The 584-nt window shown below is 58.6% G+C and carries 1 protein-coding gene; it reads left to right on the top strand.

The genetic code is table 11. The annotated features are described in order from the left end of the window. Nucleotides 1-584: ATP-binding cassette domain-containing protein (locus J5069_RS23920; RefSeq protein ID WP_264646136.1), on the top strand; the 584-nt coding region annotated here is incomplete at both ends.

Raw genomic sequence — 584 nt, forward strand, 5'->3', positions numbered from 1 at the left:
TGCGACCGGCTTGACACTTTTTGGTCCGCTGACGCTGTCGCTCGACCCCTCATTGTGCGGCTTGGTCGGGCGTAATGGCTGCGGAAAAACATCGCTGCTGCGTCTGCTGGCAGGACTTGACGCCCCCGCTTCCGGTCATATTGAACGCGTGGGTTCCCTCGCTTATGTTGCTCAGCAACACAGGATTTTATCAACCACAACGTTGGCTGAACTGCTGGGGTACCGGGACCTTTTTGCCGCGCGTCAGCGCATTGAATCAGGCGACTATCAGCCTGAGGATCTTGAACATCTGGACGGCGCTTGGGATCTACCCGAGCGTTTGGCGGCAGCGTTTGCCGAAGCCCGCCTGCCAGCATTTGTTCCTGATAAACGCGCTGCCGAACTGAGCGGCGGTGAACGCGTGCGGGCACTGCTGTGCGCGGCTTTTATGGCAGATGCTGACTATTTACTGCTTGATGAGCCGACGAACCATCTCGATCGACAGGCGAGAGCGTGGTTTTACGACAAGCTTTCCCAGCGACGCGGTGGTGCATTGGTGGCGACGCACGATCGTGAACTGCTGGCGATGATGCCGCGCATTGTGG

This window comes from Candidatus Symbiopectobacterium sp. NZEC127, assembly GCF_025962675.1.
GTDB lineage: Bacteria > Pseudomonadota > Gammaproteobacteria > Enterobacterales > Enterobacteriaceae > Symbiopectobacterium.